Below are 24,293 nucleotides of genomic sequence, written 5' to 3' on the forward strand. Positions count from 1 at the left end.
TGCTCGAGGGGTGCTCAGCCGGTGCTCAGGAGACGCCGAGCAGGTCGACGACGAAGATCAGTGTCTCGCCGGGCTTGATGACCCCGCCGGCGCCGCGGTCGCCGTAGCCCAGGTGCGGCGGGATCACGAGCTTGCGGCGGCCGCCGACCTTCATGCCCTGCACGCCCTGGTCCCAGCCGCTGATGACCTGGCCGATGCCGAGGCGGAACTGCAGCGGGGTGCCGCGGTTGTACGACGCGTCGAACTCCTCGCCGGTGGAGTGGGCCACGCCCACGTAGTGCACCGACACGGTCTGGCCGGAGGAGGCCTCGGCGCCGTCGCCGACGGTGACGTCGGTGACCACGAGGTCGGCGGGCGGGTCGAAGTCGGGGAAGTCGATCTCAGGCTTGTCCATGGGTCAGACCCTAGTGCCCGGCGGGTAGGGTCTGCCGCGACCGGTGGGGTGCCGGCGCAGTGAAGGAGGGCACGTGCCGGACGAAGCGTCAGCCGCCGACAGGGCAGGCAAGCGCCACTCGATGCCGTTGTGGCAGGAGTCGCTGCTGCTGATGGGGCTGGCGGTCGTGCTCGCGCTGGTGGTCAAGACCTTCCTGGTGCAGGCCTTCTACATCCCCTCGGGGTCGATGGAGCCCGGCCTGGAGGTCAACGACCGCATCCTGGTGCAGAAGGTCTCCTACTGGACCGGTGAGCCGCAGCGCGGCGACGTCGTCGTCTTCGAGGACCCCGGCAGCTGGCTGAGCCCCGCTGAGTCGGCCGGTCCCACCGGGGCCGTGGCCAGCACGCTGAGTCGGATCGGGCTCTACCCCGCCGGCGGCCACCTGGTGAAGCGCGTCATCGGCGTCGCCGGCGACACCATCACCTGCTGCGACGACCAGGGCCGGCTGCTGGTCAACGGCGAGCCGCTCGACTCCAGCGTCTTCACCCGCAACGACCGCGACTGCGACGGCCCGATGATCGCCTCGTGCGAGTGGTCGGCCGGCCCGGTGCCGGAGGGCTCGGTCTTCGTGATGGGCGACCACCGCGACGACTCCGCCGACTCCAGCTTCCACCTGCGCTGCGACGTCTCCGAGGAGCGCGAGCGCCGCCGGGGCGACCGGGCCGAGACCGACGCCGACGCCGAGGCAGGCGGCTGCGACGCCACCGACGCCTACGTGGCCACCGACCTCGTGGTCGGCAAGGTCTTCGCCCGGGTCTGGCCCGCCAGCAGGTTCTCGCTGCTCGACAAGCCCGACGCCTTCGACGCGCTCGACTGACGGCGCACCTGCGTCTCGGCCACGAGCAGCACCAGCAGTCCCGCCGTCGTCACCAGGGCGCCGGCCCACAGCGGTGAGGCGTAGCCGAGACCAGCGGTGATGGTGACCCCGCCGATCCAGGCCCCGAAGCCGTTGCCGACGTTGAAGGCGGCGATGTTGGCGGCGGAGGCCATGGTCGGTGCGTCGCCGGCGTGCTGCATCACGCGCATCTGCAGGGCCGGCACGGTCGCGAACCCCAGCGCCCCCATCAGCACCAGCGCCACGAGGGTGAGCGGCTTCGAGGAGGCGCCCACCGAGAAGACCGCCATCACGACCACGAGCAGGCTCATCGCCACCACCAGGGTGCGCGCGACCGAGCGGTCGGCGGCCCTGCCGCCCACGGTGTTGCCGACCACGAGGCCGGCTCCGAAGAGGACCAGCAGCCAGGGCACGGCGCCGCTCGAGAAGCCGCTGACGCCGGTGAGGGTGTAGGCGATGTAGGTGAAGGCGCCGAACATGCCGCCGTAGCCGAGGACGGTCACCCCCAGCGAGAGCCAGACCTGGCGGCTGCGGAACGCGCCGAGCTCGTGGCGCAGCGGCAACGCAGGCTCCTCGTCGGGGGAGGTCGCGGGCACCAACGAGGCGATCGCCACCATCGCCACGACGCCGATGACGGTGATGGCCCAGAAGGTCGAGCGCCAGCCCAGCTGCTGGCCCAGCAGGGTGCCGAGGGGCACTCCCAGGACGTTGGCGGCGGTGAGGCCGGCGAACATGGTGGCGATCGCGGCGGCCTTGCGCTCGGGGGCCACGAGGCCCGCCGCCACGACCGAGCCGATGCCGAAGAACGCGCCGTGGCACAGCGCGGCCACGACCCGCCCCGCCAGCATCACGTCGTACGTCGGCGCGACGGCGCAGATCAGGTTGCCGGCCACGAAGAGGACCATGAGTCCCAGCAGCACCTGCTTGCGGGGCCACCGGGAGACGGCGGCGGTGACCAGGATCGCGCCCACGGCGACGCTGAGGGCGTAGCCGGAGATCAGCCACCCGGCGGTGGCCTCGTCGACGGCGAGGTCGGTGGCGACCTCGGGCAGCAGCCCGGCGATCACGAACTCGGTGAGCCCGATGCCGAAGCCGCCGGCGGCGAGGGCGAGGAGAGCGAGTGGCACGTCCACTCCTTTCATTGGTGCGCTCATCAATAAAGCGCGTGTGCAACTAAACTAGTTGCACACGCGGGCAATAGCCAAACGCTGGTAGTCTGGGCGCATGGGCATCCAGGACGACGCCGTCGAGGTCCGCGCGAGCGGCTGGCGCAGGTTGGCCGCGCTGCACGCGGTCATCGAGTCGGCCCTCGAGCGCGAGCTGTCGACTCGCACCGGGCTCTCGGTGGTCGAGTACACCGTCCTCGACGCCCTCTCGCGCCAGGACGGCTGGCACATGCGGATGGCACAGCTGGCCCGCGCGGCGGCACTCTCGCCGAGCGCGGCCACCCGCCTGGTCAACCGGTTGGAGAGCCGGGGTCTGCTCACGCGCATCCTGTGCCAGGACGACCGGCGCGGCATCTACACCGAGCTGACCGCCGAGGGTCGGGCTGTGCTGGCCGACGCCAGGCCGGTGCACGACGCGGCGCTCGTCGACGCGCTGGGGGAGGCCGCCGCGACACCCGAGCTGTCGGGTCTGCTCGAGAGCCTGCCCGACCTGTCGCCGGCTCGCGCCTGAGGTCAGAGCGCGACGGCGGCCGCCCCCAGGGCGGCCACCACGGCCCCGGCCAGGCGGACCCGGTCGGCCAGCAGCAGGCGGCGTACGAGCGCGGGGGCGGGGCCCTCGCGGCCCAGCCGTCCGTGCGTGGGTGCGGCCGACACGGCGGTCGCACCGATCGCCACCGTCACCCCCACCAGGGCCGTCCACCCCGCGGCTCCCGGACCGTCGACGACCAGCCACGCCCCGCTCAGCACGAGCGCGGGGTAGAGCACCGCTACGAGCGGCGTGATGCGGCGGCTGTGCGACGTGTGCGCCCGGGCCCACGTCGGCTCGTCGGCCAGCCCGGCCAGCCCGGCCAGCGCCGGGTAGACCAGCACGGTGACCGTGGCCTGGAAGCCCAGGTGTGCGCTCGCCACCAGGGCCAGCACCACCTCGGGCGCGCTCGCCGCGCTCAACGGGAGTGCCTCACCGGGCGCCGACCAGCCGGCGCACCGCAGCGGCGGCGCGGTGGCCGCTGACCAGCGCACCCTGCAGCGAGGCCGTGTCGCGGTGGTCGCCGCAGACCACCAGCGAGGGGCCGAGCACCTGCTCCTGGCGGTGCGCCAGGGGAGCGGGCTGCGCGGGCAGGGCGTCGCGCACCTCGTGGCGCGCCACCGTCTCCCAGCCCGACCCGCCGGCCCCGAGGAGCTCGGCGGCGTGGCGACGCATCGTCGTCTCGTCGGGTGCCGGTCGGTCCTGGCGCCACAGGGCCGAGGCCTGCACCAGGTGTCGGCCCGCCGGTGCGTACGACGGCGCCGCGGCCGAGACCACGGCGGTGTTGACCAGCGGGCCGCTCCGACGGCTGCGGGCGTCGACGTGCAGCAGGCCCGGCCCGGGCTCGACCGGGCCGGGCGGCACCGCCCACCAGTGGGTGACCACGCCGCGGGTGCGAGGGGTCGGCAACGCGGCCTCGCCGACGAGCCGGGAGGCGGCCGGCCCCGAGGTGGCCACCACCGCGACCCGGGCCCGCAGCGGCCCGTCGTCGGTCTCCAGCCTCGCCCCGTCGTCGTCGTGGTGCAGGGAGCGGACTCCCCTGCCCAGCCGCAACCGCGCACCGAGCCCGCGGGCCAGCTGGTCGGGCAGCGCCTGCATGCCCTCACGGGGCAGCGAGGGCGTGCCGTCGAGGAAGGCGCGGGTCAGCAGCAGCGCGAAGCGGTCGGAGGTCTCGCCGCTGTCGTCGAGCACCACCCCGGCCAGGAACGCGTCGAGCACCCGGCGCAGGTCGCCGCCCACCCCGTGGGCGTCGAGGGCGGCGTGCAGCGACCGGTCGGCCCGGGTGGCGGCGGCCCGCCGAGCCAGCCCGCGGTGGTCGCGGGTCAGCAGTGGGCGGCCCCACCGGGCCGCGGCCGGAGCGCTGCGCAGCAGCGGCAGCGCACCGCGCAGCGTCGCCGGCAGCAGCCGTGGCTCGCGACGGGGGTCGGCGACCCGCACGGTGCCGCGGTCGAGACGCGCGGCCACCCCCGCCGGCAGGGGTTGCAGGCCCAGCGCCGTGGTGTCGACCCAGCGGCGCACCGCCGGGTAGGCGGGGTTGAGCAGCTGGAAGCCGCGGTCGACGGTGAACCCGTCGACCCGCTCGGAGCGCACCCGGCCGCCGACCGCCTCCGCGGCCTCGAGCACCACCACGTCGAGGCCCGCGCCGACGAGCTCGCGGGCGCACTGCAGGCCGGCCAGCCCGGCGCCCACGACCGCGACGTCGACGGCGGCGTCGGGCCCGCTCACGCGTGCGAGCGCGACGCGCGGTCGACGTAGGCGACGACCCGGTTGAACAGGGTGGTCACCGAGCGCAGGTCGGCCATGCCCGGCCCGGGCTCGTCGGCGAGGTGGTAGAGCGTGGCCGCGGCCCCGGGCGCGCCGGCGTCGGCGGCCACACGGGCGCACACGCGCGCCGCGTCGCGCACCGCGCGCGGCTCGACCGTCCAGGCCGACTCGAAGACCTTGTCGCGGTTGGCGACGTCGTCCTGGCCGGGCAGCTCCCAGGCCGTCAGCGCGATGGGCAGGTCGACGCTGTCGACGACCACCGCCCACTCCCGCCGCATCGGGGCGTCGGCGGCCAGCGGCACCCGCACCGGGCGGCGCGTGTCGCTGGTGGAGCGGTCGGACACGCCGTCGAAGTCCGCGAAGACGTACGTCGAGGCGGCCACCCTCGCCAGCTCGTCCCAGCGCTGCTCGGCGCGCTCGAAGTTGCGCTGCACCTGGAACAGCCCGAAGAGGTGGGCGCGGTCGGCGCGGGCGGCGAACTCGTCCTCGATCGCCCACGACAGCGCCAGCAGCGTCGACTTGGTCAGCCGGTGGGTGTCGAGCTGCGGGTGCCGCCGGCGCAGCTCGGCCCACACCGAGGGGGTGCGCGGCTCGGCCTCGGCCTGCAGCGCGCGCACCGCCTGCTCGATGGCCACGTCGAGACGGGTGCCGGCGTCGCGGCTCTCGAGCACGCGGCGTACGGCGTCGACGTCGGTCTCGAGGTAGCGCCGGTGCCCGCTCTCGAGACGCTGCGGCACCGGGAAGCCGTGGCGCTGCTCCCACATGCGCAGCGTGGCGGGGGAGACGCCGGTCTGGTCGGCGAGGTCGCCGATCGACAGGCGGGCGTCGTGGGCGGCGGGCGGCTGCGTCATGGCGTGAGCCTAATACTCAACAGACTGTTGAGGAAACTGTGGAGGTCAGCTGGCGAAGAAGCGCCTGCGCGCCCACAGCGACACGTAGACCAGCGCCACCAGCACCGGGACCTCGATCAGGGGTCCCACGACGCCCGCCAGGGCCTGGCCCGACGTCACGCCGAAGACGCCGATCGCCACCGCGATGGCCAGCTCGAAGTTGTTGCCGGCCGCGGTGAAGGCGAGGGTGGTGGTGCGCTCGTAGGTCATCCCCAGCGCCATCGCGAAGGCGAAGGAGCCCGCCCACATCAGGGCGAAGTAGGCCAGCAGCGGCAGCGCGATGCGGGCGACGTCGAGCGGCTGGCTGGTGATCGTGTCGCCCTGCAGGGCGAAGAGCACCACGATGGTGAAGAGCAGGCCGTAGAGCGCCCACGGGCCGATGGCCGGCAGCAGCCGGGCCTCGTACCACTCGCGACCCTTGGCCCGCTCGCCCAGCGTGCGCGTCAGGAAGCCGGCCAGCAGGGGGATGCCGAGGAAGATCAGCACCGAGACCGCGATCGACCAGACCGAGACGTCGAGGCCCCCGTCGGCACCGCCGACGCCCTCGTCGCCGAGGCCCAGCCAGCCGGGCAGCACGTCGAGGTAGAACCAGCCCAGGCCCGCGAAGGCGACGATCTGGAAGACGGAGTTGATGGCCACCAGGATCGCCGCGGCCTCGCGGTCGCCGCAGGCCAGGTCGTTCCAGATCAGCACCATCGCGATGCAGCGCGCGAGGCCGACGATGATCAGGCCGGTGCGGTACTCCGGGAGGTCGGGGAGCAGCAGCCAGGCCAGCGCGAACATCAGCGCCGGCCCGACGAGCCAGTTGAGCACGATCGAGGCCACCAGCAGGCGCCGGTCGGCGGTGACGTGGCCCAGCTCGTCGTAGCGCACCTTGGCCAGCACCGGGTACATCATCACCAGCAGGCCGATCGCGATCGGCAGCGAGACCGAGGCGACCTCGACCCGGGCCAGCGCCTCGTCGAGCCCCGAGACGCTGCGCCCCAGCAGCAGCCCCGCGGCCATGGCCACCAGGATCCACACCGGCAGGAACCGGTCGAGGGTCGAGAGCCGGCCCACGACCGCGGTGTCGGGGGACTGCTGCGTCGTGCTCATGCCGGTGCTCCTGCGGTGGTGGCGCTCGCCGCGCCGGCGAGCGGGTCGGGGACGGCGGCGAAGAGCGTCAGGAACGCCTGCATCGCCTCGGGCCGCACCCGGTAGTAGACCCACACGCCCCGCTTCTCGCGGTGCAGCAGGCCGGCGTCGTGCAGCACCTTGAGGTGGTGGCTGATGGTGGGCTGGGAGAGGTCGAAGGCCGGCTGCAGGTCGCAGACGCACGCCTCGCCGTCCTGGTGCGAGAGCACCAGCGAGAGCAGGCGCAGCCGCACCGGGTCGGCCACGGCCTTGAGCATCGGCGCGACGGCGACGGCCTGCTCCGCGCTCAGCGGCTCGCGGGCCAGCGGGGTGCAGCCGGCCAGGGGGTCGTCAGGGGCGCATCCGGACATCGACATGCATGAATAGTGACATGCGTCGATGTCTTGCGCGTGAACGGGGCGGGTCAGGCCTGGTGCACGTAGGAGTCGAGCTGGTCGCGCTCGAAGGTGAGCTGGTCGATCTTGTGCTTGACCACGTCGCCGATGCTCACGATGCCCACCAGGGCGCCGGCCTGGCGCACAGGGACGTGCCGGATGCGGCGCTGCGTCATCAGCTGCATCACCGCGTCGAGGTCGGTGTCGGGCTCGGCGCACTCGACCACCGGCGTCATGATCGCGCCGACGGTGTTGTTGACGACCGTGCCGTCCTGGGCCAGGCGGCGCACGACGTCGCGCTCGCTGACGATGCCCTCGATCGCGCTGCCGTCGGAGCTGACGACGACCGCGCCGATGTTGTGCTCGGCGAGCAGCGCCACGAGCTCGCGCACGCCGGCCTCCGGGGAGATGGTCACGACGCCCTCGCCGTGCTTGTCGCTCAACAGGTCCGCGATCCTCATGTGCCTGCACCTCCGTGACCGGGGTCGCCGACGTCGGCGGCCGCTACCTCGACGGTACAAGTGTGAGCGCGCTCACGCACGGGACCCGCCCAGGTCGTGGACCGGGGCGGCGCTACTCGCTGCCGCGGCGCCCCCGCAGCGGGGAGACCGAGCCCGGGCCGCTGCGCGGCCAGTCGGGGTCCTCGCCGCCGTCGTGGTCGTCGGGCAGCGAGCCGAGGAAGGTCAGTGCCGCCTCGTGCAGGTGGGAGTTGGTGGCCAGGGCGTTGCCGCCGAACGGGCCGTCGGTGCCGTCGAGGCTGGTGAAGCGGCCCCCGGCCTCGCGCACGATCACGTCGAGGGCGGCCATGTCGTAGACCTCGAGCTCGGGCTCGGCGGCGATGTCGACAGCGCCCTCGGCCACCAGCATGTAGGACCAGAAGTCGCCGTAGGCGCGGGTGCGCCAGCAGCGGCGCATCAGCCCGACCATGTCGTCGAGGCGTCCGCGCTCGTCCCAGCCCGACAGCGAGGAGTAGGACAGCGAGGCGTCCTCGAGGCGGCGCACGTCGGAGACCTGCATGCGGGTTGCCTTGAGCAGCGAGCGGCCGGTCCACGCGCCGTTGCCGGACGAGGCCCACCAGCGCCGCTGCAGCTGCGGCGCGGAGACGACGCCGAGCACCACCTCGTCCTCGACGACCAGCGAGATCAGGGTCGCCCACACCGGGACGCCGCGCACGAAGTTCTTGGTGCCGTCGATCGGGTCGACGATCCAGCGGCGCTGGCTGTTGCCGGTGGTGCCCTGCTCCTCCCCGGTCACGGCGTCGCGCGAGCGCACCCGCGACAGGGTGCGCCGGATCGCCTCCTCGACCGCCTGGTCGGCGTCGGTGACCGGCGTGAGGTCGGGCTTGCTCATCACGTGCAGGTCGAGCGCCTTGAAGCGCGCGGTGCTCAGCGAGTCGGCGTCGTCGGCCAGCAGGTGGGCCAGGCGCAGGTCGTCGGTGTAGTCGTGCGCAGGGGTCGCGTCGGAGGGCACGAGCACAGGCTAGTGGTCGGAGGCCGAGCGGGCGGCCAGCAGCCGCCGGAAGGACGTCACCCGGTCGGGGTCGGCCTCGCCGGCGGTGACCGCCTCGTCGAGCCCGCACTCGGGCTCGTCCTCGCCGTGGGTGCAGCCGCGCGGGCAGCCCTCGGTCATCTCGTCGAGGTCGGGGAAGGCCTCGATGAGGTGCTCGGGCTCGACGTGGGCCAGGCCGAAGGAGCGGATGCCGGGCGTGTCGACGATCCAGCCCGCCTCGGCCTCGGAGCGTCCCGGGAGCGGCGGCAGCCGCAGCATGTACGCCGAGGTCGAGGTGTGCCGGCCGCGGCCGGTGACCGCGTTGACGTGGCCGACCTCGCGGTGCGCGTCGGGCACCAGGGCGTTGACCAGGGTCGACTTGCCCACGCCGCTGTGCCCGACCATCACGCTGACCTGCCCGGCCAGCCGCTCGCGCAGCTCGTCGAGGTCGCCGCCGCGCCGGGTCACCACCCAGGGCACCCCCAACGAGCGGTAGGTGGACAGCAGCACCTCGGGGTCGGCGAGGTCCGACTTGGTCATGCACAGCAGCGGCGCCATCCGGGCGTCGTACGCCGCCACGAGGGCGCGGTCGAGCAGCCGCGGGCGCGGCTCGGGGTCGGCCAGTGCGGTGACCACGACCAGCTGGGTGGCGTTGGAGACGATCACCCGCTCGACCGGGTCGTCGTCGTCGGCGGTGCGCCGCAGCACCGTGCTGCGCTCGTGCACCTCGACGATGCGGGCCAGGGAGCCGTCGTCGCCGGTCGTGTCGCCCACCACGCGCACCCGGTCGCCGACCACGACGGCCTTGCGCCCCAGCGGGCGGGCCTTCATCGCGGTGACGGTGCGCTCCTCGACCAGCAGCGTGTAGCGCCCGCGGTCGACGGTGACGACCAGGCCGTCGAGGGCGTCGTCGTAGGTGGGTCGCTCCTTGGTGCGGGGGCGGGTGCGCCGGCGCGGTCGCTCGTAGTGCTCCTGGTCGTGGGTCGAGTAGCGACCGCGCACCGGGCTCACCGCCGCCTCAGCCCCGCTCGTCCGCGGCCGGGCCCAGCAGCCGGGACCAGAAGCCGGCGAAGTCGGGGAAGGTCTTGCCGGTGGTGGCGACGTCCTCGACCAGGACGCCGTCGACGCCCGCGCCGACGATCACCGCGGCGTGCGCCATCCGGTGGTCGGCGTAGGTGTGGAAGAGCCCGCCGTGCAGCGGCGCGGGGCGCAGGCTCAGCCCGTCGGGCTGCTCGACCACGTCGGCGCCCAGGGCCCCCAGCTCGGTGGCCAGCGCGGCGATCCGGTCGGTCTCGTGGTGACGGATGTGCGCGATGCCGCGCAGGTGGCTGGGGCCCTCGGCCAGCGCGCACAGGGCGGTCACCGCCGGCGCCAGCTCGCCCACGTCGTGCAGGTCGTGGTCGATGCCCTGCAGCCGGTCGGGACCGGTGACCCGCAGGCCGCGCCCCGACGTCGCGTCGGGCACGTCGACCATCGCGACCTCGCAGCCCATGAGCGACAGGATCTCGCGCAGCGCGTCGCCGGCCTGGGTGGTGCTGGCGGGCCAGTCGCGCACCGTCACGGTGCCGCCGCTGACCGCGGCCAGCGCGAGGAACGGCGCCGCGTTGGAGAGGTCGGGCTCGATGAGGTGGTCGACGGCGCGCACCGGGCCGGGGGCCACCGACCAGCGGTTGGGCGAGGAGTCGTCGACCTCGACGCCGTGCCTGCGCAGCATCGCGGTGGTCATGTCGATGTGCGGCTGCGAGGGCACCGGCTTGCCGTCGTGGCGCACGTCGACGCCGTGGTCGTAGCGGGCCCCGGCCAGCAGCAGCGCCGAGACGAACTGCGAGGAGGCCGAGGCGTCGAGCACGACCGTGCCGCCGCGCACCGAGCCGCGCCCGCGCACCGTGAACGGCAGGGCGCCGCGTCCGGCGTCGTCGACCTCGACGCCCAGGCCGCGCAGGGCGGTGAGGACCTCGCCGACGGGGCGGTTGCGCATGTGGGGGTCACCGTCGAAGGAGACCTCACCCTCGGCGAGGGCGGCGACCGGCGGCACGAAGCGCATCACGGTGCCGGCCAGGCCGCAGTCGACGTGGGCGGGGCCGCGCAGCGCCCCGGGGGTGACCTGCCAGTCCTCGGCGGCGGTGTCGACGTGGGCGCCCATCGCGCTCAGCGAGCGCGCCATCAGCGTCGTGTCGCGCGAGCGCAGCGCCCGGCGTACGACGCTCGGGCCGTCGGCCAGGGCGGCCAGCACCAGCGCCCGGTTGGTCAGCGACTTGCTGCCGGGCAGCGAGACGGTCGCCGTGACCGGCCCCCTCGACCGGGGCGCGGGCCAGTGCTCGGAGGGGGCGGAGCGGAGGTCGGCAGCAGCGTCGGGCACCCGCGAAGACTACCGACCCCGGCTCGGGCCCCGGTCGGTCCCGGTGCTCAGCCGATCGGGGACTTGGCGCGGGCCAGCCGTGCCTCGTGCTTCGCCGCGCTCGCCAGGTGCGTGGCCTCGCGGCGCGCGTCCTTGCCGGCCCGCCGGGCGCGCCAGGCCACCCCGGGGCGCCCGTCGGTGTCGCCGGAGGTGATCAGCAGGCCGCCGATGATGGAGAGGTTCTTGAAGAAGGCCATCTGCTGGGTCCGCTTGGCGTCGGGGTCGGACTCGGCCCAGAAGGCGTGCCCGGCGATCGTGGTCGGCACCAGCGAGGCGGTCAGCAGCCCCGCCGAGAGGCGCGGCGCGCGCCCGGTCGCCAGCGCGAGGCTGGCCGCGATCTGCACGCCGGCGTTGATGCGCACCAGCGTGGCCGGGTCGTCGGGGATGACGCGGGCCTGCGGCACGGCCTTCTTGGCGGCCGGGACCACCTTGTCGGTCACCGCCGCGGCCTTGGGGGCCAGGTCGTCGGTGTGGCGCAGGGCGTTCTGGGCGCCGTAGAGGATCCCGGCGGCGATCAGGGGACGGGCGAACATGCGGCTCAAGGACATGCGCCCCTGTCTACACGAACCGCCCGGCGCTGAGGTCGCCTCCCGGGGTGAGGGCGCGACTAGGGTGGAGGCCATGTGCGGCAGGTACGCCTCGAGCCGTCGGCCCGAGGACCTCATCGAGGAGTTCGAGATCGACCAGCCGCGCATCGCGGCCCCGCTGGAGCCCGACTACAACGTCGCGCCCACCAAGGAGGTCTACGCCGTCGTGCAGCGACCCCCTCGCGGTGCTGATGGGGCTGATGGGGCTGACGGGGCTGACGCGGCCGACCCCGACCCCGAGCCCGAGCGCCAGCTGCGGGTGCTGCGCTGGGGCCTGGTGCCGTCGTGGGCCAAGGACCCCTCGATCGGCAACCGGATGATCAACGCACGCAGCGAGACCGTGGCCGAGAAGCCGGCCTTCAAGCGGGCCTTCGCCCGGCGGCGCTGCCTGCTGCCCGCCGACGGCTACTACGAGTGGTACCCCACCTCGCAGACCACCGCGGCCGGCCGGCCGCGCAAGCAGCCGTTCTTCATCCGGCCCGCCGACGGCGGGGTGCTCGCGATGGCGGGCCTCTACGAGATCTGGCGCGACCCCACCCGCGACGACGACGACCCCGAGCGGTTCCGCTGGACCTGCACCGTGATCACCACCGAGGCCGAGGACGCGCTGGGTCGCATCCACGACCGGATGCCGATGATGGTCGAGCGCGAGCGGTGGGCGCAGTGGCTCGACCCGACCAGGGCCCCGGGCGCCGCCGACCTCTCGGCGCTGCTCAGCCCCGCCGCCCCGGGGCGGCTCGAGGCCTACCCGGTCGCACCGCTGGTCAGCAACGTGCGCAACAACGGTCCCGAGCTGGTCACGCCGCTGCCGCTCGACGACCTGCCCGACGGCGTCGCCGACGAGCTCGCCGACGACCTCGTGGCCGCGCGGTCCGGGTTGACGCCATGAGCGGCGACGAGCCCACCTGCACCGTCGAGACCCCCCACGGCCCCGGCCGCCTGGTCGTCACCCCGGCCGCCGACGAGGGCTGCCGCCTGCTGCTCAGCCACGGCGCCGGGGTCGGCATCGACACCCGCGACCTCGAGGCGCTCACCGCCGCGCTGCCGCCCAACGGCATCACCGTGGCGCGCTTCGAGCAGCCGTGGCGCGTCGCCGGGCGCAAGGTCGCCTCGCCGCCGCCCACCCTCGACGACGGCCTGCGGGCGGCGGCCGCGGCGCTGGCGTCGCTGCACCCGACGGGTACGCCGCTCGTGGTCGGCGGACGCTCCGCCGGGGCCCGTTCGGCGACCCGGTGCGCGCACGACCTCGGCGCGGTCGGCTGCCTGGCGCTGGCCTTCCCGCTGCACCCGCCGGGCAGGCCCGAGCGCTCGCGGCTCGACGAGCTCACCGGGTGCGGCGTACCCACGCTGGTCGTGCAGGGCGAGCGCGACGCGATGGGGCGTCCCGAGGAGTTCCCCGACGAGCTGCCCGCCGACGTGGTGCTCTCGGTCGTGCCCGGCGCCGACCACGGCTTCGCGGTGCTCAAGCGTGGCGACCTGACGCAGGAGGAGGCGCTCGCGGTGCTCGTCGAGACGACCCTGGAGTGGCTGGTGCGCGACGTGGTCGGCAGCAGCCCCGGCTCCCGCTCCTGAGGCGTCTCCCGGGTGCCGGGAACATCCGGGCGGCCCCGCTGGTTCCCCCAGCGTGATGGCCCTGCTGGAACCGACCGCACCGCGGCTAGGCTGGGACTCGATGAGCGACACCACCGAGTCCCCGGCCCCCGCGCCCGCGGACCTGACCCCTGACGACGCCTCGACGACCCCCGAGGTCGTCGACCGCGACACGGAGACCGACGCCGAGCGCTCCTCGCGCTTCGAGCGCGACGCCCTGCCCTTCCTCGACCAGCTCTACTCGGCGGCGATGCGGATGACCCGCAACCCCGCCGACGCCGAGGACCTGGTGCAGGAGACGTTCGCGAAGGCCTACTCCTCCTTCCACCAGTTCAAGCCCGGCACGAACCTGAAGGCCTGGCTGTACCGGATCCTGACCAACACCTTCATCAACACCTATCGCAAGAAGCAGCGCCAGCCGCAGCAGTCGATGGGTGAGGACGTGGAGGACTGGCAGCTGCACCGTGCCGAGTCGCACACCTCCTCGGGGCTGAAGTCCGCCGAGACCGAGGCGCTCGAGCACCTGCCCGACTCGCAGGTCAAGGACGCCCTCCAGCGCCTGCCCGAGGAGTTCCGCCTCGCGGTCTACCTCGCCGACGTCGAGGGCTTCGCCTACAAGGAGATCGCCGAGATCATGGACACCCCCATCGGCACGGTGATGTCGCGGCTGCACCGCGGCCGTCGCCAGCTGCGCGACATGCTCTCCGACCACGTGCGTCGCAACGACCTGCTGCCCGCCTCGACGGTGCCGGGGGAGGTGTCATGACCAGCAACGAGACCCCGTCCCACGAGGACCGGCCCCACGACCACGAGCACCCCGACGAGGTGTCGGCCGAGGAGTGCGTCGACTTCCTCGAGCGCATCGTCTACTTCCTCGACAACGAGCTCGACGCCTCCGACTGCGACGCCGTGCGTCTGCACCTCGACTCCTGCAACCCGTGCCTGGAGAAGTACGACCTGCAGCGCACCGTCAAGCAGATCGTCGCCCGCTCCTGCTCGGAGGCGGCTCCCGCCGAGCTGCGCGAGCGCGTGATGATGCGCATGCGCCAGGTGCAGGTGGAGATCACCGAGCGCTGACGCCCGCGCGTCGGGCCCGCAGCCCCGGACGTGCGAAGAGCCCTCGGACCACTGGTCCGAGGGCTCTTTCAGCGTGTGCGCCGTCGTCAGGCGTTGGGACGCTTCCCGTGGTTGGCGCCCTTCTTGCGACGAGCGCGGCGCTTGCGGCCGGTCTTGCCCATGGTGATCTCCTCCGAATCGCGGTCGACCCGTGGCTGGGCCAAGGGTCAGTCTCTCAAACGACCGGCCGAGGCACGAAATCACCCCCACCGGTCCTGGTCAGAGGCGGGCCAGGAACCGCTCGGCGTCGACGACCACCCGGGTCACCTCGCCGGAGGCCACGACCTTGCCGCCCGAGTCGCCGGTGTGCCGGGCAGCGACCGAGAAGCGGTGCAGCCGGCCGTCGACGTGGGTGAGGGTCGCGGTCACCTCGAGGGTGGCCCCGACCGGGCTGGCGCCCCGGTGCTCGAGCTCGACCCGGGTGCCGACGCTGGTCGAGCCGTCGGGCAGCGAGGGGTCGATCGCGGCGCAGGTGGCGGCCTCGCACCACGCCAGCAGCCGCGGGGTGCCGAGGACGGGCAGCGAGCCCGACCCCACCGCGAGCGCGGTGTCGTCGTCGTCCACCTCGTGGTGGGTCGTGGCGTGCATCGGGTCGTTCACAGGTGCCTCCGGAAGCAGATGAGGTGGACGTCGGGGACCGGCTGCCAGTCCCGCTCGGGCAGCCGCTCGAAGCCGAGGCGGCCGTAGAGGCGGTGCGCGCCGGCCATCTCGCGCAGCGACGAGAGCACGACGGCCCCGGCACCGCGCTCTCGCCAGCGCTGGAGCACGTGCTCGACCAGCGCCGCACCGACACCCTGGCCCTGCGCGCCGGGCGCGACCGACAGCATGCGGAACTCGCCCTCGCCGTCGGCGGCGACCTCGCGCCACGGGGAGCCGGGAGGACAGTCGGTGACGCTGCCCAGCACCTCGTCGGAGTCGTCCGGCGAGGCCACCCACAGCTCGGCCTCGCCCGCGCGGGCGGCCGCGTCGCGCAACCGGGCGACGTACGGGTCGTCGGGCCCGTCCAGGAACGGCGCGTACGCCGCCGCCGTGACGTCGCCGACCACGACCAGCTGGTCGGGCCGGGCCAGGCGGATCCGCACGCTCAGATGCCGAAGGTGGCGCGCGGGTAGGCCGCGTCCACGTCGGTGATGATGTTGACCAGGTAGGGCACGCCCGAGGCGAAGGCCCGGTCGAGGGCGGGACCGATCTGGCGCGGGTCGGTGACGCTCTCGCCGGCGCCGCCGAGGGCCTTGACCACGTCGTGGTAGGCCGTGCGTGGCGCCAGGTCGGCGGCCACGTCGTAGCCGTAGAGCATCTGCATCGGGCCCTTCTCCAGGCCCCACGCGGAGTTGTTGCCCATCACCATCACCACGGGCAGGCCGTGGCGCACCAGCGTGTCGACGTCCATCAGCGAGAAGCCGGCCGCGCCGTCGCCGAGCAGCAGCACGACCTGGGCGGAGGGCCGGGCGATGCGCGCGGCGATCGCGGCGCCCAGCCCGGCGCCCAGGCAGCCGTAGGGGCCGGGGTCGAGCCAGCCACCGGGCCGCTTGGGCTCGACGAACTTGCCGGCGAACGACACGAAGTCGCCGCCGTCGCCGATGACCACGGCGTCGTCGGCCAGGCGCGGCACCAGCTCGCCGTAGATGCGCGCGGGGTGGATCGGGTCGGCCTCCGCGCCGAGCAGCGCGCGGTCGCGCTCGACGGCGGCGGCGACGGTCTCCTGCAGGCTGCTCGCCCACGCGGCGTACGACGTCTGGCCGCGGCGCTCGAGGGCGCCGAGCAGGCCGTCGAGCACGCTGGTCAGGTCGCCGCTGACCGAGGCCGCGAGCTCGGCGTGGCCGGAGAGCTGGGCGGGGGAGTCGGCGACGTGCACGACCCGGGCGGCCGGGGCGCCGTCCTTGCCGCCGAAGACGCCGTAGCCCAGGCGGAAGTCGAGGGGGGTGCCGACGACGACGACCACGTCGGCGCCGCCGAGCGCCTGGCCCCGGGCCTTGGTCACCAGCAGGGGGTGCCCGCCGGGCACGAGCCCGCGGCCCATCCCGTTGGTCAGGGTCGGGATCCCGGTGGCCTCGACGAAGCGCAGTGCGGCCTCCTCGGCGCGGTCGGCCCACACGTCGGTGCCCAGCACCAGCACCGGGCGCTCGGCCGCGGCCAGCAGCCCGGCGATGGTGTCGATCGCGTCGGAGTCGGGCTCGGCGCCGCGCTGCGGGCCGCCGGCGGGGACGACGCCGCTGGCGCTGTTGAAGAACTCGTCCATCGGCACGTCGACGAAGACCGGGCCGCGGTGCGAGGAGCCGGCCAGCGTGAAGGCCTCGTCCATCCCGCCCATCACCTCGCCGGCGGTGGGCAGGGTGCGAGCGAGCTTCGAGACCGGCGCCAGGATCGGGGGCTGGTCGAGCTCCTGGAGGCTGCCGGAGCCCCAGCGGTTCTGCGGGGCGCGGCCGCCGACGACGACCATGGGGGAGCCGTTGAACTGGGCCTGGGCGATGGCGCTGACGCCGTTGGTGACGCCCGGTCCCGCGGTCAGCACCGCGAGCCCCGGCACCCGGGTGAGCTTGCCGGTGGCCTCCGCGGCGAAGGCCGCGGTCTGCTCGTGGCGCACGTCGAGCAGGCGCATCGGCGGGTCGGCGGTGACGGCGGCGTCGTACATCGGGAAGACGTGGGCGCCGGAGAGGGTGAACATCGTCTCGACGCCGTGGGCGCGCGCGGCGGCCGTGGCCAGCACGCCGGCGTGGCCGGTGAGCTCCTCGCCCGCGCGCGCGGTGGTGGTGGCGGCGGGCCGGTCGGCACCCTGGTCGGTGGTCTGCTCACTCATGTGACGCAGGTTACCGAGGAGTGTTCACCCAGGGGTGCTCAGCCCAGGAACGCGTGGTTGGTGCGGCGCAGCGCGTCGACCACCACCAGCACCAGGTCGGCGCGGACCGCCGGCGGCCGGCTGGTCAGCGCGAGCTGCACGTAGAGCGCGCGCAGGAAGCCCTCGGCGTGGTTCCAGCGGGGGAAGGGGTCCTGGCCCGCCGGCGCCGCCATCGCCTCGGTCGCCGCGCCCGCGACCCGGTTGACCCAGGGCTCGAGCACCGACAGCGGCAGCAGGTCGCGGCGCAGCAGCTGCAGGGTCGCGATCGCGAGACGGTCGAGCTCGCCGTGGTCGAGCGGGGGCTGCCCGGCCAGCGGCTCGGCCAGCACCCGGTCGGCCAGCACGTCGAGCAGCACCGTCAGCTCCGGCGCGCCCAGGTGCGGCGAGCCGCCCAGGGCGCCGATGGCGTCGGCGCCCCGCGCCACGGCGTGCGCCCAGCCCTTGCCCTCGACCAGGCTGCGCAGGTCCTGCTCGCGCAGCAGCCAGGTCGCCAGCCGGTCGCCCCAGTCGAGGATGGTGGGCTGGCCCACGAGGCCGTGGGCGTTGGCGCGCTCCAGGCACCGCGCGAGCACCAGCGCCGAGCAGCCGCGGCGGAAGACGTCGTCGGTGCCCGGCGTCTCGACCCCGACGCGCAGGCCCTCGCTCATCCCGTCGCCCAGCCCGACCAGCAGGTCGTCGTAGACGCCGCGCTCGATCCACGCGGTGAGGGTGAGCAGTGCGATCTCGTCCCGACGGCCTGGATCGGGGTCGCCGAGCATGCGCGTGAGCTCTGCTGTGAGGTCCCCGAGAGGACGGTCCTCGGGGACCGTCAGACCGTCGGCGAGCACCTGGTTCCAGTACGACGCCGACATGGCGCCCATCCTGCCAAACCCCGCCCCCCGGCGCACCTGTGGACCGGTCGGCGCAGCGACCCGCCACCGCGCGGCACTACGCTGTCGGCGTGTCGTCGTTCGCCGAGCTCGTCCGCGCCCACACCGACCTCGACGACGACGACGTCGCCTGGCTCCAGCTGCTGCAGGCCGACTGGCAGATCATCGCCGACCTCTCCTTCGCCGACCTGGTGCTGTGGCTGCCCGACCGCACCGGCTCGGGGTTCTGGGCGGGCGGTCAGATGCGGCCCACGACCGCCCCGACGGCGTACGTCGACGACGTGCTGGGCGACTTCGCGGCCGCCGGCTCGCGACCGCTGCTGGACCGTGCCCACGCCGAGGGCCGGCTGGTGCGCGAGGGCGACCCGGAGTGGCGCGACGACGTGCCGGTGCGGGTCGAGACGATCCCGGTGCGTCGCCGTGGCCGGGTGGTCGCGGTGGTGGCGCGCAACACCAACCTGCTGGGCGTGCGCACCCCCAGCCGCCTCGAGCTGGCCTACCTGCAGTCGGCCGCCGACCTGACCCGGATGATCGCCCAGGGCCACTTCCCGCCGCCGGGCCAGCGCAGCGACCACGCCGACTCCCCGCGGGTGGGCGACGGGTTCGTGCGGGTGGACCCGTCGGGGCGCGTGGTCTATGCCAGCCCCAACGCCCAGTCGGTCTTCCGCCGGCTCGGGCTCTCGGGCGACCTGGCGGGGCACGTGCTGCCCGACCTGACCCGGTCGCTGGTGCCGCCGCGGCGCCGCGTCGACGAGGAGACGCTGAGCGCCGTGATGGGCGGGCGGGTGCACCGCGACACCGAGCTCAGCGGCGACGGCGTCGCCCTGATCGCCCGGTCGATCCCGCTGCGCTCGGACCGCGAGCACCTCGGCGCGCTGGTGCTGGTGCGCGACGTGACCGACCTGCGCCGGCGCGACCGCGAGCTGATCACCAAGGACGCCACGATCCGCGAGATCCACCACCGGGTGAAGAACAACCTGCAGACCGTGGCCGCGCTGCTGCGCCTGCAGGCGCGCCGGATCGGCTCGCCCGAGGCCCGCGAGGCGCTCGAGGAGGCCGTGCGGCGGGTCGGCTCGATCGCCATCGTGCACGAGACGTTGAGCCAGGCCGTCGAGGAGGACGTCGACTTCGACGAGATCGCCGACCGGCTCGGCCAGATGGTCACCGAGGTCAGCGCCGCCCCCGGCCGGGTGCGGGTGCGCCGCGAGGGTGCGTTCGGCCGGTTGCCCTCGGAGTCGGCCACCGCATTGTCGATGGTGCTGACCGAGGTGCTGCAGAACGCCGTCGAGCACGGCTACGACGCGGGTGTCGACGACGCTCGCGAGGGCACGGTGACGGTGCGCGTGCAACGGCCCGGGTCGAGCCTGCACCTGACCGTCGACGACGACGGCCACGGGCTGCCGGCCGGCTTCGACCTGGCGGGGTCCACGAGCCTGGGCCTCTCGATCGTGCGCACGCTCGTGGAGTCCGAGCTCGGGGGCCACCTGGCGCTGGGCCAGGTGCCGCACGGCCCCGGCACCCGCGTCGACATCGACCTGCCGCTGGACTAGCCGTGGTGCGGGTCCTGCCTCAGGCGGTGCGCACCCGGGCGCGGGCGTTGCGGCGCTTGAGCGCGCGGCGCTCGTCCTCGCTCAGACCGCCCCACACGCCGTGGTCCTGGCCGGCCTCGAGGGCCCACTGCAGGCACAGCTCGCGCACGTCGCAGCGTCGGCAGACCTGCTTGGCCTCCTCGATCTGGAGGATGGCCGGGCCGGTGTTGCCGATGGGGAAGAACAGCTCAGGGTCCTCGTCGAGGCAGGCCGAACGGTGGCGCCAATCCATGGCTGGGGTGTCCCTCTTTCTGTACGTCGTGCAGGCCAGGGGTGGCAGGGCCTGCGAGGCTGCGGCGTTGGGCACGCGAAGGTGCACGCGACGACGACGAGCGCAGCGACCAGCGTCCCAACGATTGGACCGTTAAACAACCCCCAACGCCGCAAGGAGTCGGGTCTCCTACGTCACAGCGGCCACAATTTGCCAAGCAGGGGGGACATCGGGCCTCGGCGGGGCACTCTACGCTCGTCGACGTGGACACCGAGACGAGCCCCGACCGTCACCGCGCACCGGCACCGCTGCTGGTCGCCGCATCGATCGGCGCGGTGCAGGGGCTGGTCCTCCTGCTGCTCGCCGCGGCCGAGCTGGCCAGCCTGTCGAGCGAGCGGCTGGCCCTCGGCACGACCACCGCGGCCTTCTTCGCGCTCTTCGGGCTGCTGCTGCTGCTGTGCGCCGGCGCCCTGACCCGGCTGGCCACCTGGGCCCGGGGTCCCGTGCTGCTGGCCCAGCTCATCGGGCTGGGCCTGGCCTTCAGCTTCCGCGGCGCCTGGGGGGTCGTGGTCGTCCTGGCCGTCACCAGCGGGGTGGCGATCGCGGGGCTGGTCCACCCCGAGTCGATGCGGGCGCTGGGCGACGAGCCGGCCCGGTAGCCGAGCCTCAGTCCGGGGTCTCGAGGGAGGCGCGCAGCTGGTCGAGGGTGCGGCTGAGCAGCCGGGAGACGTGCATCTGCGAGACCCCGATCTCCTCGGCGATCTGCGACTGGGTCTGGTTCTTGAAGAAGCGCAGCAGCAGGATCCGCTTCTCGCGGGGCTCGAGGCGGTCGAGCAGCGGCTTGAGGGACTCGCGGATCTCGACGTGCTCGAGCCCGGCGTCGTCGGCACCGAGCGCGTCGAGCATCGAGGCCGTGCCGTCGTCGGAGTCGTCGGTGGCGTCGAGGGAGAGGGTCGAGTAGGCGTTGGAGGACTCGATGCCCTCGATGATCTCCTCGACGCTGCAGCCGACCCGCTCGGCCAGCTCGCTCGCGGTGGGGGAGCGGCCCAGCGACTGGGTCAGCTCGGCGGTCGCGCTGCCGATCTGCATCCGCAGCTCCTGGAGCCGGCGCGGCACCCGGATCGCCCAGCCCTTGTCACGGAAGTAGCGCTTGATCTCGCCGATGATCGTGGGCGTGGCGTAGGTGGAGAACTCCACGCCCCGCTCGGGGTCGAAGCGGTCGACCGACTTGATCAGCCCGATCGTCCCGACCTGCACCAGGTCCTCGAAGGGCTCGCCACGGTTGCGGAAGCGCCGGGCACAGTGCTCGACCAGCGGCAGGTGCAGGTGCACCAGGGAGTCGCGCGCACCCTCGCGCGTGGTGTCGCTGGCGTCGTCGTGGCGCATCTCGGCGAAGAGCTCGGCGCTGCGGCGCCGGGTCTGCTCGATGCCCAGGCGCCGCCGGGTCGCGTCGTCGTCCTCCGGCGGGTCCGGGGGAGCCTCGCCCGGCAGCAGGGTCGGCACCGCGACGGGCGGGTCCGGGGGGAGGGAGGCGGGCACGGGCTACCTGCCCTCGCCGAGGGCGGTCGGGTGCATCACCATGGTGACCACGAAGCGTCCCTCGTTGCTGCCCACCGTGGCGGCGTCGGCCAGCGTGGTGAGCACCTGCCAGGCGAAGCTGTCGTAGTCGGGCGCGGAGGGCGCGGCGGCGGTCACGGCCACCGAGACGGTGAGCTCGCCGGGGCGCAGGTGGAACTGCCCGACGAGGTCGGACTGCGCGTCGGCCTCGGGCAGCACCATCGCGCAGGCCTCGCCGACGGCGATGCGCAGGTCCTCGATGTCGTCGATGGTGAAGTCGAGGCGGGCCGCCAGGCCGGCGGTGGTCGTGCGCAGCACCGAGACGTAGGCGCCGTCCGCGGGCAGGCGGATCTCGACGTCGGGTCGGTCCGCGACCGGACCGGTCGTCGCAGTGGTGGCAGACATGGGGGCCGTCCTCGAGGAGATGGTGGTCGCAGGCACCTTAGTGGGCCCGCGCGGACGTGGGGCGACGGCACAGGGGCCGGCCCCGGGGTGCTACCCCGGGAACGGCCCCCGCAAACGCCTCAGCGCGTGGTCGCCGACGGCGACCCGGCCAGCTGCCGATCGTCGCCAACGAGACGGGCACAACCGCCGCGCTCGACGACCAGGCGCACCACCGCTGCGAGTTCCAGGGTGCCGGCCATCGCGGCCTCGTCGACGATCACCATGGTCGAGGCGTCGATCGACGACATCCACGCGGGCGCATCCTTGGGGTGCGTCACCGCCCGAGCGAGCTTGGCCAACGTGTCACAGGCGGGAACATGGCGAGTCTGGTACTCGACTTTGGCGCCGTCTGGGGCGTCATCACCGAGTGCCAACCGGAGCTGCTGCGCTGCTGCGGCCGAGGGAGCCAGACCGACCACCGTGCCGCCGTTGGACTGCCACAGATCAGCCAGCGCGCGCATGCAGACGGTCTTGCCGGAGCCCGCTGGTGCCAACGCGACCTGCACCGGCTGCGGCGTCATGCCGAGTCGGGCGACAAGTGCCTGCTGCTCGCGCGAAAGGCGCGGACGCCCGGCAGAAGCGGCTCTAGCCTCCATGAACGCCCGCGCCCGCTCCGCTGAGACGGCCGGCCCATCGCTTTGGCTGGCCGCGTCGAGGATGGTCCTCTCCGCCTCCAGGATGCGGCGGGACGTGTACCGAGCGGCGCCGTGCACGCTGTGAACCGGTGCCCCATCACGGCGGCGCAGCGCCCGAGGGGTGAGCCCGTTTCTATGGCTCGGATCGGGATCGGGCAGCGCGATTGATTCGGCGTCGAGGACACGCGATGTGAGCGCCCCAACCGCTGCGTCCAAGCGCGCCAGTGGTATGTCGGCATACCGGGCCTGGCGTTCAGCCTCGGCGTGCACGTGCCAGACCTGCCACGTGGCGCGGCTGCCTTCCAGGACTCCCACCACCTCGCGAGCGGTGCGCGCCACCCACTGTGGAGAGGTACTAACTTCGACTCCGCTGATGCGGCCACCAACGGCCTGCGCCACCATGCGGCTGACCGCGGCTCGCGAGCCCAGGACTTGCCCAGCTTGCCTGGCCCACCCGTGACGCTGTTCGGCTTCGGCGCGCGGTTCGTGCTTGGCCTGGCGGGACTCCAGGTTCGCCTGCTGCGCCAGGGCGAGCGCCTCGGAAGGGGACGGAGGACGGCCGTGCGTGTCCTGAAAGCCAGCCGTCAGCGACGACAGGCTTGTCTTGATGTCGCTGCGACGACGCGACCACATCTGCATGAGCCGAGAGTCGACGCCTACGACCTCTCGCACAGGTCGGAGCTCACGGCTGTCCCGGGTCGCGGCTTCGAAACGCAGACCCAGACGGGTGGTCAGCTCTGCCTCCAGACGCGTATTGTAGCGCTCGGACAGGCTGACATTGGCCTTGTAGAGGATCCGTGCGTCGATTGCCAGCCAGTGCCCGGACGAGTCCTGCACCTTGTTGCTGACCGCGACGTGGGTGTGGAGGTTCGGATCGCCAGCGCGACTGTCGCGATGGGTGAAGACCGCCGCGATGAGTCCTTGGGCGGGGACTTGCTGGACGCCGTTGTGGCCGCGCCGGGTGAACAGGGCGTTCTGCTCCAGCCACGACAGTGTGCTCTGGACTGCCGCCGCGTGAGCCGCCTCGACCTCGTGGGCGACGTCAGGGGACGCGAGCGCCCACACTACGGAGACCGACTTGACCGGGGTGAACGTCAGGTCGAACCCCGCCACCGAGCAGGTCCGCTGCCTCGACTCACGAGTGATGAAGCCGTGGCGCTCGCGGGCGTCGGCAGGAGGCCGCCCATGCTGCTCAACGAAGATCTCGTCGGCGAGCTCAGTACGAAGTCGCGCCCGTGCACCCGGAGGAATCGGCTCCGACCCCCCGATGCCCCGTGCGCCGTTGTAGTCAACGAACAGCCGCGCCAACCTTCGGGTGAAGTCCGTCGCCCCCGTTGTCACCCTGAAGGGCTGCCCAAGTCGCGCCGTTCGGTCAACGACGCTGGCCGCCAGCTTGTCTCCGTCCGGAGCGCGACCGAGCGAACCTGCGTCCGGGTGCCGTCCCTCACCGAAGAGTCGTTTCATCTGGGCTTCGCTGACTGTCGATCCAACCGGGACGTCAAGCGCAGTCATTCCTGAGCCCCACCACCGTCCCGGCGACTCGCCCTTCTCGGCGTAGTACTCCGCCAGCCCACTGGCCCCGCGATCGGTGGCGTCCTGGACTGCCACCTGCCGCGTCAGGTACGTGTACCCGTCTCCAGCGGTCAGCTTGTGCAGGCTCATCACCTACACAGAGGCAACGTTCACCCCGCGGATTCGGCCAGAGATGCATGAGGTGTGTGGGTCCCGGCTCTGCGCTTCGTGGGCGTGACTGAGATGCGTGGTCGGTAACGGCAGCGTGCAGGGCCGATGGCACTCGAAGAAGCGGCGGTGTGGCGGGCGGTTGGACTCTGCGACGGGTCCGGCTAGTTG

Annotated in this window: 28 protein-coding genes; 8 read left to right on the forward strand and 20 right to left on the reverse strand. The window is 73.6% G+C overall.

Translation table 11 applies throughout. The features are described from left to right. Window positions 1-25 precede the first annotated feature (25 nt). Window positions 26-394 (reverse strand): FKBP-type peptidyl-prolyl cis-trans isomerase, encoded by a 369-nt coding sequence (locus ABKW28_RS09310; RefSeq protein WP_193667573.1) that lies wholly within the window; start codon window positions 392-394, stop codon window positions 26-28. Window positions 395-467: 73 nt separating this feature from the next. Here ABKW28_RS09310 and lepB point away from each other — a divergent pair, with 73 nt between their 5' ends. Beyond that, window positions 468-1,250 (forward strand): signal peptidase I, encoded by a 783-nt coding sequence (lepB, locus tag ABKW28_RS09315; protein ID WP_348608607.1) that lies wholly within the window; start codon window positions 468-470, stop codon window positions 1,248-1,250. Here the strand turns inward: lepB and ABKW28_RS09320 are convergent. After that, complete coding sequence (locus tag ABKW28_RS09320; protein ID WP_348608610.1) at window positions 1,145-2,395, reverse strand: MFS transporter; 1,251 nt, start codon at window positions 2,393-2,395, stop codon at window positions 1,145-1,147. The two genes, lepB and ABKW28_RS09320, sit on opposite strands and share 106 nt — an antisense overlap. 97 nt (window positions 2,396-2,492) lie before the next feature. On the opposite strand from ABKW28_RS09320, the gene ABKW28_RS09325 reads away from it, so the two are divergent. Then, window positions 2,493-2,945 carry a MarR family transcriptional regulator gene (locus ABKW28_RS09325; RefSeq protein ID WP_348608613.1) on the forward strand — a complete coding sequence of 151 codons (453 nt, stop codon included), beginning with the start codon at window positions 2,493-2,495 and terminating at the stop codon, window positions 2,943-2,945. A 2-nt stretch (window positions 2,946-2,947) separates the two neighbouring features. On the opposite strand, the gene ABKW28_RS09330 is transcribed toward ABKW28_RS09325, so the two are convergent. From ABKW28_RS09330 to ABKW28_RS09375, 10 genes are all read right to left on the reverse strand, one after another. After that, a complete protein-coding gene (locus ABKW28_RS09330) occupies window positions 2,948-3,382 on the reverse strand; it encodes a hypothetical protein (RefSeq protein ID WP_348608616.1) in 435 nt (144 codons plus the stop codon). 10 nt (window positions 3,383-3,392) lie between these two features. Beyond that, window positions 3,393-4,685, reverse strand: a complete 1,293-nt coding sequence (locus ABKW28_RS09335) for an NAD(P)/FAD-dependent oxidoreductase (protein WP_348608619.1) — start codon at window positions 4,683-4,685, stop codon at window positions 3,393-3,395. Further along, complete coding sequence (locus tag ABKW28_RS09340) at window positions 4,682-5,575, reverse strand: DICT sensory domain-containing protein (protein WP_348608622.1); 894 nt, start codon at window positions 5,573-5,575, stop codon at window positions 4,682-4,684. Before ABKW28_RS09340 ends, ABKW28_RS09335 begins: the two co-directional genes overlap by 4 nt. Window positions 5,576-5,620: 45 nt before the next feature. Next, window positions 5,621-6,709, reverse strand: coding sequence for an ACR3 family arsenite efflux transporter (arsB, locus tag ABKW28_RS09345; RefSeq protein WP_348608625.1), 1,089 nt, complete (start codon window positions 6,707-6,709; stop codon window positions 5,621-5,623). Next, window positions 6,706-7,104 (reverse strand): metalloregulator ArsR/SmtB family transcription factor, encoded by a 399-nt coding sequence (locus tag ABKW28_RS09350; protein ID WP_348608628.1) that lies wholly within the window; start codon window positions 7,102-7,104, stop codon window positions 6,706-6,708. Before ABKW28_RS09350 ends, arsB begins: the two co-directional genes overlap by 4 nt. A gap of 47 nt (window positions 7,105-7,151) precedes the next feature. Further along, window positions 7,152-7,583 carry a CBS domain-containing protein gene (locus ABKW28_RS09355; protein WP_193667568.1) on the reverse strand — a complete coding sequence of 144 codons (432 nt, stop codon included), beginning with the start codon at window positions 7,581-7,583 and terminating at the stop codon, window positions 7,152-7,154. A gap of 112 nt (window positions 7,584-7,695) precedes the next feature. Then, window positions 7,696-8,592, reverse strand: a complete 897-nt coding sequence (locus ABKW28_RS09360) for an inositol monophosphatase family protein (protein WP_193667567.1) — start codon at window positions 8,590-8,592, stop codon at window positions 7,696-7,698. A gap of 9 nt (window positions 8,593-8,601) precedes the next feature. Further along, a complete protein-coding gene (gene rsgA / locus ABKW28_RS09365; protein ID WP_193667566.1) occupies window positions 8,602-9,621 on the reverse strand; it encodes a ribosome small subunit-dependent GTPase A in 1,020 nt (339 codons plus the stop codon). A gap of 7 nt (window positions 9,622-9,628) precedes the next feature. After that, window positions 9,629-10,969 (reverse strand): 3-phosphoshikimate 1-carboxyvinyltransferase, encoded by a 1,341-nt coding sequence (gene aroA / locus ABKW28_RS09370; protein ID WP_348608631.1) that lies wholly within the window; start codon window positions 10,967-10,969, stop codon window positions 9,629-9,631. Between the two features lie 47 nt (window positions 10,970-11,016). After that, window positions 11,017-11,556, reverse strand: coding sequence for a DoxX family membrane protein (locus ABKW28_RS09375; protein ID WP_193667564.1), 540 nt, complete (start codon window positions 11,554-11,556; stop codon window positions 11,017-11,019). Window positions 11,557-11,629: 73 nt separating this feature from the next. Here ABKW28_RS09375 and ABKW28_RS09380 point away from each other — a divergent pair, with 73 nt between their 5' ends. The 4 genes from ABKW28_RS09380 to rsrA all read left to right on the forward strand — a co-directional run bounded on the left by ABKW28_RS09380 (window position 11,630) and on the right by rsrA (window position 14,262). Continuing rightward, the gene (locus ABKW28_RS09380; RefSeq protein ID WP_348608634.1) at window positions 11,630-12,484 is read left to right on the forward strand and encodes an SOS response-associated peptidase; all 855 of its coding nucleotides are present in this window, start codon (window positions 11,630-11,632) and stop codon (window positions 12,482-12,484) included. Then, on the forward strand, window positions 12,481-13,167 hold the full coding sequence (locus ABKW28_RS09385; RefSeq protein ID WP_348608637.1) for an alpha/beta family hydrolase: 687 nt from the start codon (window positions 12,481-12,483) through the stop codon (window positions 13,165-13,167). Before ABKW28_RS09380 ends, ABKW28_RS09385 begins: the two co-directional genes overlap by 4 nt. A gap of 100 nt (window positions 13,168-13,267) precedes the next feature. Continuing rightward, window positions 13,268-13,951: a sigma-70 family RNA polymerase sigma factor gene (locus tag ABKW28_RS09390; protein WP_227491277.1), complete on the forward strand. Its 684-nt coding sequence runs from the start codon at window positions 13,268-13,270 to the stop codon at window positions 13,949-13,951. Beyond that, window positions 13,948-14,262 (forward strand): mycothiol system anti-sigma-R factor, encoded by a 315-nt coding sequence (rsrA, locus tag ABKW28_RS09395; RefSeq protein ID WP_348608639.1) that lies wholly within the window; start codon window positions 13,948-13,950, stop codon window positions 14,260-14,262. The genes ABKW28_RS09390 and rsrA overlap by 4 nt, the downstream gene beginning before the upstream one ends. Before the next feature lie 258 nt (window positions 14,263-14,520). Here the strand turns inward: rsrA and ABKW28_RS09400 are convergent, their stop codons facing one another. The 4 genes from ABKW28_RS09400 to ABKW28_RS09415 are packed head-to-tail and all read right to left on the reverse strand — an operon-like array spanning window position 14,521 to window position 17,988. Continuing rightward, window positions 14,521-14,889 carry a hotdog domain-containing protein gene (locus ABKW28_RS09400; RefSeq protein ID WP_348608642.1) on the reverse strand — a complete coding sequence of 123 codons (369 nt, stop codon included), beginning with the start codon at window positions 14,887-14,889 and terminating at the stop codon, window positions 14,521-14,523. 8 nt (window positions 14,890-14,897) lie between these two features. Continuing rightward, entirely contained in the window at window positions 14,898-15,383 is a 486-nt protein-coding gene (locus ABKW28_RS09405; RefSeq protein ID WP_341231078.1) for a GNAT family N-acetyltransferase, read from the reverse strand. 2 nt (window positions 15,384-15,385) lie between these two features. Then, window positions 15,386-17,098: an acetolactate synthase gene (locus tag ABKW28_RS09410; RefSeq protein ID WP_348608644.1), complete on the reverse strand. Its 1,713-nt coding sequence runs from the start codon at window positions 17,096-17,098 to the stop codon at window positions 15,386-15,388. Between the two features lie 38 nt (window positions 17,099-17,136). Then, window positions 17,137-17,988, reverse strand: a complete 852-nt coding sequence (locus ABKW28_RS09415; RefSeq protein WP_341231080.1) for a DUF2785 domain-containing protein — start codon at window positions 17,986-17,988, stop codon at window positions 17,137-17,139. Window positions 17,989-18,077: 89 nt separating this feature from the next. Here ABKW28_RS09415 and ABKW28_RS09420 point away from each other — a divergent pair, with 89 nt between their 5' ends. Further along, window positions 18,078-19,556, forward strand: coding sequence for a histidine kinase N-terminal domain-containing protein (locus ABKW28_RS09420; RefSeq protein WP_348608647.1), 1,479 nt, complete (start codon window positions 18,078-18,080; stop codon window positions 19,554-19,556). Window positions 19,557-19,575: 19 nt separating this feature from the next. Here ABKW28_RS09420 and ABKW28_RS09425 read toward each other — a convergent pair whose 3' ends face one another. Continuing rightward, on the reverse strand, window positions 19,576-19,827 hold the full coding sequence (locus ABKW28_RS09425; protein ID WP_068113543.1) for a WhiB family transcriptional regulator: 252 nt from the start codon (window positions 19,825-19,827) through the stop codon (window positions 19,576-19,578). A 242-nt stretch (window positions 19,828-20,069) separates the two neighbouring features. Here ABKW28_RS09425 and ABKW28_RS09430 point away from each other — a divergent pair, with 242 nt between their 5' ends. Further along, complete coding sequence (locus ABKW28_RS09430) at window positions 20,070-20,465, forward strand: hypothetical protein (protein WP_348608653.1); 396 nt, start codon at window positions 20,070-20,072, stop codon at window positions 20,463-20,465. 7 nt (window positions 20,466-20,472) lie between these two features. On the opposite strand, the gene ABKW28_RS09435 is transcribed toward ABKW28_RS09430, so the two are convergent. The 3 genes from ABKW28_RS09435 to mobF form a co-directional block, all read right to left on the reverse strand. Further along, window positions 20,473-21,345, reverse strand: a complete 873-nt coding sequence (locus ABKW28_RS09435; RefSeq protein ID WP_348608655.1) for an RNA polymerase sigma factor SigF — start codon at window positions 21,343-21,345, stop codon at window positions 20,473-20,475. Between the two features lie 3 nt (window positions 21,346-21,348). Beyond that, window positions 21,349-21,768, reverse strand: a complete 420-nt coding sequence (locus ABKW28_RS09440) for an anti-sigma factor (RefSeq protein ID WP_348608658.1) — start codon at window positions 21,766-21,768, stop codon at window positions 21,349-21,351. Between the two features lie 119 nt (window positions 21,769-21,887). Then, on the reverse strand, window positions 21,888-24,104 hold the full coding sequence (mobF, locus tag ABKW28_RS09445) for a MobF family relaxase (RefSeq protein ID WP_348608660.1): 2,217 nt from the start codon (window positions 24,102-24,104) through the stop codon (window positions 21,888-21,890). Between the last annotated feature and the right edge of the window lie 189 nt (window positions 24,105-24,293).

The organism is Nocardioides sp. 31GB23 (genome assembly GCF_040012395.1).
GTDB classification, from domain to species: domain Bacteria; phylum Actinomycetota; class Actinomycetes; order Propionibacteriales; family Nocardioidaceae; genus Nocardioides; species Nocardioides salarius.

Excerpts from the sequence above, each read along its gene's own strand:
- ABKW28_RS09310 (WP_193667573.1), bottom strand. The coding sequence starts at position 394 with ATGGACAAGCCTGAGATCGACTTCCCCGACTTCGACCCGCCCGCCGAC.
- ABKW28_RS09325 (WP_348608613.1), top strand. The coding sequence starts at position 2,493 with ATGGGCATCCAGGACGACGCCGTCGAGGTCCGCGCGAGCGGCTGGCGC.
- ABKW28_RS09340 (WP_348608622.1), bottom strand. The coding sequence starts at position 5,575 with ATGACGCAGCCGCCCGCCGCCCACGACGCCCGCCTGTCGATCGGCGAC.
- arsB (WP_348608625.1), bottom strand. The coding sequence starts at position 6,709 with ATGAGCACGACGCAGCAGTCCCCCGACACCGCGGTCGTGGGCCGGCTC.
- ABKW28_RS09350 (WP_348608628.1), bottom strand. The coding sequence starts at position 7,104 with ATGTCGATGTCCGGATGCGCCCCTGACGACCCCCTGGCCGGCTGCACC.
- ABKW28_RS09355 (WP_193667568.1), bottom strand. The coding sequence starts at position 7,583 with ATGAGGATCGCGGACCTGTTGAGCGACAAGCACGGCGAGGGCGTCGTG.
- ABKW28_RS09375 (WP_193667564.1), bottom strand. The coding sequence starts at position 11,556 with ATGTCCTTGAGCCGCATGTTCGCCCGTCCCCTGATCGCCGCCGGGATC.
- ABKW28_RS09380 (WP_348608634.1), top strand. The coding sequence starts at position 11,630 with ATGTGCGGCAGGTACGCCTCGAGCCGTCGGCCCGAGGACCTCATCGAG.
- ABKW28_RS09385 (WP_348608637.1), top strand. The coding sequence starts at position 12,481 with ATGAGCGGCGACGAGCCCACCTGCACCGTCGAGACCCCCCACGGCCCC.
- ABKW28_RS09390 (WP_227491277.1), top strand. The coding sequence starts at position 13,268 with ATGAGCGACACCACCGAGTCCCCGGCCCCCGCGCCCGCGGACCTGACC.
- rsrA (WP_348608639.1), top strand. The coding sequence starts at position 13,948 with ATGACCAGCAACGAGACCCCGTCCCACGAGGACCGGCCCCACGACCAC.
- ABKW28_RS09400 (WP_348608642.1), bottom strand. The coding sequence starts at position 14,889 with ATGCACGCCACGACCCACCACGAGGTGGACGACGACGACACCGCGCTC.
- ABKW28_RS09410 (WP_348608644.1), bottom strand. The coding sequence starts at position 17,098 with ATGAGTGAGCAGACCACCGACCAGGGTGCCGACCGGCCCGCCGCCACC.
- ABKW28_RS09415 (WP_341231080.1), bottom strand. The coding sequence starts at position 17,988 with ATGTCGGCGTCGTACTGGAACCAGGTGCTCGCCGACGGTCTGACGGTC.
- ABKW28_RS09425 (WP_068113543.1), bottom strand. The coding sequence starts at position 19,827 with ATGGATTGGCGCCACCGTTCGGCCTGCCTCGACGAGGACCCTGAGCTG.
- ABKW28_RS09440 (WP_348608658.1), bottom strand. The coding sequence starts at position 21,768 with ATGTCTGCCACCACTGCGACGACCGGTCCGGTCGCGGACCGACCCGAC.
- mobF (WP_348608660.1), bottom strand. The coding sequence starts at position 24,104 with ATGAGCCTGCACAAGCTGACCGCTGGAGACGGGTACACGTACCTGACG.